Source organism: Kistimonas asteriae (genome assembly GCF_018263925.1).
Lineage (GTDB): Bacteria > Pseudomonadota > Gammaproteobacteria > Pseudomonadales > Endozoicomonadaceae > Kistimonas > Kistimonas asteriae.
Genome location: NZ_JAEVHF010000036.1, coordinates 1 through 7,030, shown reverse-complemented (window position 1 = coordinate 7,030; position 7,030 = coordinate 1). Strand labels below are relative to the sequence as shown.

10 protein-coding genes are annotated in these 7,030 nt (G+C 45.4%); 1 reads left to right on the top strand and 9 read right to left on the bottom strand.

The features are described from left to right. Positions 1-397 precede the first annotated feature (397 nt). The 9 genes from KHS78_RS22085 to KHS78_RS22045 form a co-directional block, all read right to left on the bottom strand. A complete protein-coding gene (locus tag KHS78_RS22085; RefSeq protein ID WP_211831181.1) occupies positions 398-1,999 on the bottom strand; it encodes a protein rep in 1,602 nt (533 codons plus the stop codon). 119 nt (positions 2,000-2,118) lie between these two features. Continuing rightward, positions 2,119-2,385, bottom strand: a complete 267-nt coding sequence (locus tag KHS78_RS22080; RefSeq protein WP_211831180.1) for a hypothetical protein — start codon at positions 2,383-2,385, stop codon at positions 2,119-2,121. Then, positions 2,378-2,653 (bottom strand): hypothetical protein, encoded by a 276-nt coding sequence (locus KHS78_RS22075; protein WP_211831179.1) that lies wholly within the window; start codon positions 2,651-2,653, stop codon positions 2,378-2,380. The genes KHS78_RS22080 and KHS78_RS22075 overlap by 8 nt, the downstream gene beginning before the upstream one ends. A 2-nt stretch (positions 2,654-2,655) precedes the next feature. Beyond that, entirely contained in the window at positions 2,656-2,922 is a 267-nt protein-coding gene (locus tag KHS78_RS22070; RefSeq protein ID WP_211831178.1) for a hypothetical protein, read from the bottom strand. Between the two features lie 67 nt (positions 2,923-2,989). After that, on the bottom strand, positions 2,990-4,006 hold the full coding sequence (locus KHS78_RS22065; RefSeq protein WP_211831177.1) for a zonular occludens toxin domain-containing protein: 1,017 nt from the start codon (positions 4,004-4,006) through the stop codon (positions 2,990-2,992). Next, the gene (locus tag KHS78_RS22060; RefSeq protein WP_211831176.1) at positions 4,003-4,341 is read right to left on the bottom strand and encodes a DUF2523 domain-containing protein; all 339 of its coding nucleotides are present in this window, start codon (positions 4,339-4,341) and stop codon (positions 4,003-4,005) included. Before KHS78_RS22060 ends, KHS78_RS22065 begins: the two co-directional genes overlap by 4 nt. A 4-nt stretch (positions 4,342-4,345) precedes the next feature. Next, positions 4,346-5,770: a virulence factor TspB C-terminal domain-related protein gene (locus tag KHS78_RS22055; protein WP_211831175.1), complete on the bottom strand. Its 1,425-nt coding sequence runs from the start codon at positions 5,768-5,770 to the stop codon at positions 4,346-4,348. Positions 5,771-5,864: 94 nt separating this feature from the next. Beyond that, entirely contained in the window at positions 5,865-6,071 is a 207-nt protein-coding gene (locus KHS78_RS22050; protein ID WP_211831174.1) for a major capsid protein, read from the bottom strand. 134 nt (positions 6,072-6,205) lie between these two features. Continuing rightward, on the bottom strand, positions 6,206-6,526 hold the full coding sequence (locus tag KHS78_RS22045) for a hypothetical protein (RefSeq protein ID WP_211831173.1): 321 nt from the start codon (positions 6,524-6,526) through the stop codon (positions 6,206-6,208). 129 nt (positions 6,527-6,655) lie between these two features. Between KHS78_RS22045 and KHS78_RS22040 the strand changes: the two genes are divergently transcribed. After that, the gene (locus KHS78_RS22040; protein ID WP_211831172.1) at positions 6,656-6,844 is read left to right on the top strand and encodes a hypothetical protein; all 189 of its coding nucleotides are present in this window, start codon (positions 6,656-6,658) and stop codon (positions 6,842-6,844) included. Positions 6,845-7,030 lie beyond the last annotated feature (186 nt).

The window sequence follows — 7,030 nt, the reverse complement described above, 5'->3', positions numbered from 1 at the left end:
GATACATGACCCAGCACCATATAGAGCCTGATAGACTCCGCTTCGCTCCGCAAAAATCACGACTTACAGTCTGAATTTTTTTTAACCCGTACGCGGGGGGCTATGACGCCCCCTTTTTTTTTTTTTTAAGAGCGGTTAATCATGGCGGCGGATGGTCTACGAAAATGCCATGAGAAAGGGGCGCGGTTAGATCGGAGGAAACAGGAAAGATGGGTTTTGTTATTCATCCCTTCGGGATATAGGGGAGGTCACCTCCCCTCGCTTACGCTCACCCCGCCGGAGTATAAAAAGCTATCATTCCATCCTAACCAGGTTAACCAGGGAAACGACTTTTGCTATCTGTTAACGAATAGATCGGCGGCGGCCTGTCACTGGGGAGCGTCAACCCTGCTATCAATCACCCGAAGCGGTAACGTTCCTGAGTAACCGAAAGAAACTCATCTACCGCTTCCATTCTTTGCTGATCAGTTTTAAGTTCTGGATTATTGACCACATCAAGCAAACGGCCACGTAGCCGGTTCTTCAACATGAACTGTATACGATCCAAACCAAGCCCCATAAGAAAACACATCTCACCTTCAAACGCCTTTGAAACCTCATTATCTGAAAACTCATGAATCTGAAAACGATCCTTAAGACCAGGAGACCAATAATTCAGAGATTTACCAAAGAAAGAATTAGCATAATCGGTATATAGAGCCTTAAACCGAGCCAACTTCTTAAGCCACTTACGACGATCGACTGGGGAAAGAATGCATTCATCAATCACATACTGACAAGCAACATAGTTCAGAAGCATAGCGGTAGAGTTATAAGAGACAATCTCACCACCATCAGAGTAACGGCGAACCTTGTTAACCTTCAACTGATGTTTAGTAAGTTCTTCAGAAACTCCCCAGGTGCGATTATCGACAGCATCTTCTAGCGTTTTGTCAGTCTCCGCACCTTTTGCACAGTACTTGGCGATCTTCTCAATATCGTTCAAGTCTAAACCATCATCCAAGAGATTCTTTTTTTTCTGGTCACTGGAGAGACACAACTTAATATCAACACCGCGCTTATAACTAGGAGCATGGAACCCTTCAGGACTGAATTTTTCAACATAGCGGGCATAGCGGTTATAGACTTCTTTCTTGAGCTTGCCGACAGCAGGCCGTTTATCAAAAAACCATAACTCATGAACATGCGGATGATGGCCATGGCGTTCAGTGTATGTGTACTCAAGCGCACGAATGGAACCAACAAAACCATACTTAGCTTTCATGGTATCCCAAGCCTTTCCTTTCTTAAGACGACCTAGAGTTCCAGTGAGAACCTGTAGAGTCCTAGAAAGCTGATAATTCTTATAATGCTGGAGCGTGAACGTAACAAAGCAAACATAACCACCCTTAACAGGATGAACCATTGGGCAATACTCTGCACCATCATCAGTCAGCCTGGTCTTTTTGCCATCCCTAACCAATCGATCCATCCCTTTTTGATGGTGGTAGAGAGCAGCATATATCTCTTTAGCTCTGTACTCAGACAGTATGGGAGCACAGAGAGGGCAGAGCCAATTCGAATCACAATGAACAAACCCCGCGAGATGAGCTTTGATAGTCCCATCTTCGTTTTTTTGGTAGGAGATGTTTGCCAATGGTGTAGTAGGACAATCCGGCGTCAGATAATCAATATCTCCTTTTCTGAAGTTCTCAGGACGGAAATGAGCAGAAAGGCAACGACAAGCACCCAAACGGTAAAACTTAGATTTTTCACCATCATCTGTAAATTTAGTGGTTTCGAGTAATTGACGGAGCGCACCATGTAAAACGTACCTTTTTGACACTTCTCCCATTTTATGAAAAGCCAGTAAGGACGGGGGCTGCAGCGCGTTTTTTTCCGTTTTAGGGGGGGATAATACCGTATTAGTAACAAGGGACCCCCCGGCGGCGGCGCTGCCGCCTGCCTGCTCGCCGGGGGGGTTGTCCAAAAATCCGTTGTTGGTGTTATACTCAATCATGACTGGCGTTAACCTATGTGGTGCTAGTCGATCCCATGAAGCCCCTCCGAAGCCGCCAAGCACTGAGGGGTTTTCTTTTGCCTGCTGAAAGTCTAACCCAGAATCCCAAGAACAGACAATCAGAGCTTGGGAGCCCTAAGCCTCTGCACCTTGTGAAGATCCCTCAACAACTCATTAACAGAATCCTCTACGCGCTCCATGGCTCTATGAACGACACACCTAAGATCAACATCACGCAAATCATCATCATCATCGACAAAATCACGGGCAGCGTATAAGGCATCACGATAAGACAAAACCTCATCGATAACGCTTTCCCTAACCTTGATCTGTTTACTAGGCTTAGCTGGCCGACCGCCTTTGTGATTGCTTCCATATCTAGCCATTTAGTGGACTCCCTACAATAAACTTTTTGTTAGTACCGAGATGGCACTGAGACATTTTCTGTAAATAAATAAAATGGTGTTCTGTCCAATAATCATTAACGTGCTGATCATGCAATACAGTCTTTCTAACCATCTGATCGACCTCAACATCGAAAAAAGGAGAATCAGAACTAGTAAGCAAAACAAAGACACGTCTAAAAACAGAAATAGAAATAGGCAAAAGCAAAAGGGTAATAAACACACCCCAAGCAAGACCAAGATCAATCATAATCAATCCCCCCAGAAAGAAAACCGCTTAATAAGAGACTCTACGCACTCCAGATCCTTCTCATACTTAGGAAGACTGACAGCCGCATCCTTCACAAAACCGCAGTCTGTCGGGTAAGTCAAAGCTGTTTTACAGGTCTTGATATTGTCTTTGAGATTAACCAAAGAAATCTCAAGTGATTTAAGAACCAATTCCCTCTCAAAGCTGTTCATCTCAAAAGATTTCGTTTTCACTTTCCCGCCCTCTGTTTCGTTATTCAGTAAGTACATAATAAAACAGTCCTATGTTTAGGTCAACCCAAACATAGGACTAATTTATCAAATACTTCATTATTTTTTATATATGATTTCTAGTTCTCGGCTGGGGCTTACCACCAGAGCGGCGATTACCTTTGTCAGCACTCCCCCGGGCTGGGTTGAACCAACCGTTCTCGACAATCGACCGACAGATAGCATCGCTGGTCTGGTAATGGGTCATTTGCTGGGTATAGCACTTACAGGTGTCCTGTTCCTGTCGAATAATGCAGGCTGCCGGCCTCGGGAAATCTGTAACTTTGAACACACCATCATAGGCAGGCGCCGTATGCATCAGGCCGGGAATGCGGGGAATGAAATCCTCAGCATAATTCACCGCATTTCGCTTGGACTGGGGAACAGGTGCAGGGGGAAACAATCCTGCAGGAACATCACGAGAAACAGACCCGGATGCAACTGAAGGCGACAGATCGGGAGCGCTTAGTCTGGAATAAGCAAAACCCCCGAGGCCGAGAGTAATCACCAGAGGCAGACCAAAACCAAAAATCATGCGCTTGGGAATAGTGAATTTATGAGTATGAATCTCAGCAGACTTATAGGCACTGAAATATTTTTTAGGTGCTTTCCACTTTTCCTTACTAGCGCGGTACTGCTCCTTTCCATCGTCACAGCGGTCGTTACATTTGTTCCAGACAAACGCACGACAGTAAGCAGCACCAAACGGCCTATCAAGATGATAATGACGACCGACAAGACGCCTAAGAGCCACATCCAAGCCGCTGGGGTGCTGTGTGATGATAAATATATCTATTCCCTTATGACGATGCGTATTCAGCTGTGAAACCCGCTCAGGGACAGCAGAACCCGCTTTACGGGGAGGGAATATAGCCTGAGCCTCATCAAGAACCACCACAGAGCCATTAGGCAGGTCATACCACATACGAGCCGAGTCATCGTCTAACTGCTTCCAGTCGAGAGTCAAACCATTAATGTTGTGATAATAAATATCACGACCTTCAAACTCCTTTAGCTCTGACAGCAATTTGATAGCATTACAGGTCTTGAACGAGCCAGGAGTACCAGTTAATAACCAAATCATGCATCAATCCCCCCACCAAATCCCTGCCCCGGTTTACGCCAAACCGCACGAACAGCCGACACGGATGACATCATTGTGATTCTCAGAGTCATAGCGCTAAAAACCATAGTGATCCCAGTATCCAGATTCATAATCACCAGAATCTGGAAAACATCGACGGCCAAACCATCGAATTTATTAAAAACCCATTCCTCCAAATAATTAATGGCAATGGTTGAACCGGTAAACGCAACCAGTCCAAAACCAACGCCTTTTAATACGTGGCCGATGATTGTCGGAATAACCGAAATCAAAAAACCCCAACCGAAAACAGCACCCAGTGCAGGTAATGGCATAGTCTTATACCTTCATTGCGTCAGAGATACCCGTCATAAAGATACGAGCAGAGATATAACCAAAAATCAGAATCACGAGAGAACCGAGAATTCCGGCAAAATCACACAGCATTTGATAACTGACTTCTACAGCAGCACCAATAACACCAATCTGAATAACCTTCGGGGCTGGACATTGAGCGGTATATTTTTTTGAAGAATCCAACTTATCAAAAAAAGAGGCAATATCTATTTCCCCAGCATCAGGAACATCGAAATCCTGACCATCACCTAATGTCTTTGTAATCCCCTGATCCTGAATAAACTTGGCTAATGCCTCAGGAGTGTAAGCACAGGATTCCTGATGCTGATATTCCAAGATCGCGCAGTTGATCGGATCACCTTCACAGACCAAAGGCTTAGAACAATCCCCAGTGCCGGAAACCTTTCTCTCTACAGGCTCAGGACAATCAGACCCGGAACAGGTATCTGTTTTAACAACAACATTGCCACTGGAGTCTTTCTGTTCGGTCGTGGTCTGCTTCGATGTTTGAGAACCATCGACGACCGACCCGTTTTCATATTCAGAGCCAGTTTCGGTGGTTTCTGTAGTAGTGACCGTTGCCGATCCGTCCGGTTTAGTTTCTGTAGTAGTGGTAGTAGTGGTTTGAGTAACGACAGGATCAGAGGTTTCATAACAAACAGCTTCACCATTCAAAGTCCCACATTGCTTACCGGCCGGAAGCTGTTCACAGTCATCGACCAAACCACACTCATACGCCACTGGGGTTATGGTTTGATTAACGGCGACCGTAGTGCAATCAACAAATTCAATACCGGAATTCGGATCAACATACGGATTACCGCAATCTTGCTGAATATCATTGGTAGTGACCGGCTCAATACGAACAGAACCAGAAGAAACCAAAGGTTCATTAGAAGCAGGCTCACCAGTGTAGGCAATGGCACCAAAACACAGCCAGCCAACAGAATGATCATACCCAGCGCCGCAGAATGTAGAGCCTACGTTTTTGACCTGACAACCATCAATCTGGCCTAAATAAGACTGAGAACCTGTCCAATTAGCCGTTCCAGCAGGAGAACCAGATTCAGGACAAGTAACAAGACCCGGAGGAGGATTACCGCCAGAAGTAACACAGGTTAATTGACTAACCCCCTGCCCAGTCAATGGATAACTAGGAGATGCACAGAAAACCGTATTCAAATTGTAGCCATACGACTTAATTGAACCGATGTATTTAAACTTACAACGGTCAGTAGACGTATCAAGATCAGTAGCACCTGGAAACGTGTTAAACCTGTAAAGACAGGCCGTAGGTTTATCAAAAGCATGACCTGCACCCACAGAATAAAGAGTGTAGTTAGCAGCATACAAAGAGGAAGAAGAACAAAAAAACAAAACAATCAGGAGCAAGCGATATAAAGACATAACATACCCCCAAGAAGCAAAAATTCGTATTCACCAAACATTTCACACCCCCCAGAAAGCAAAAAAGCCCCCGAAGGGGCTGTAAATAACCGGCTTAGAAGAACGTCGCTTTTACCCAGCGAATTCCCATTGCTGTGGCAGCCAAACCAATAATCAGACCGCCGACGGTGGTAATGTCAGTTTTCACGCCATCAAGGATGGTTGCTTCAACGGCAGCCTGAGCAGAACCTGCCAACATAGCAGCAGGAACAACCAGAGCGGCAGCGATGCGGTTTTTCTTTTCTTTGAGCGACTGGAACATAGTGACCCCATATCTTTATTTTAATTAATCCCGCCAAGACGAGAGATTGAGCAGGCCAAGAACGGCCTTTATTCCAAACGCCATGGGAAAAATCACCAAGAAAAAATCCCATAACGCCTGAAATTCTTCCGGTGTCACGCCGCAGCTCCAGCGGGAACACCAACAACGATCAATTCCATAGAATCCGGTTTTTCCAAAATGTCACAGATGACTTTCAGCTTGATCGGCTTCTTTGAATTACGGAGAGCGGACTTGAAGCGCTCAGCCAGCGCCAAGTTCGGACGGCCTTCAGCGGTGACAATACGCATCTTCGGAGAGACAAAACCAACAACGTTGTCATTAGCCTGGAATTTCTCACCATCTATGATGAGGCTCGCAAATTCGCGACTTTCCCCGGTTTTCTCATCAGTAAAGGTTCCAGCGCTAACTCTTTTGATTACAATTTCGCGTTCCATCTCAGATTCCTGTTTTTGTGTTTTTGAGATAACCCAGAACTACAGGAACCCAGATTAATGGAAACCCGAAACTGTTTCAAGGAGAATGCAGTGATAAAGTGGCCAAGGACGGAAACTCAGGAGGCCGAAATGGCACAAGACCCGAACAAAGCAAACCTAAGCGTAACCAAAAAAACCAAGAAACTGATGGACATATACAAGGCCACACACGGAGGAACACTGGCCGATTTATGTGACCAGATGTGGGAGGCTTTCGAGCGTGAACAGCAAAGAAAAACTAGAAAGAGCGGCAAGGGAAAACGGGATGACGATGGATGAAATGGTCATTCACTGCCTACTCCTGATAGAGCGCGAGGAAGCAATGATTCCAAAAAACGGATACATGACCCAGCACCATATAGAGCCTGATAGACTCCGCTTCGCTCCGCAAAAATCACGACTTACAGTCTGAATTTTTTTTAACCCGTACGCGGGGGGCTATGACGCCCCCTTTTTTTTTTTTTT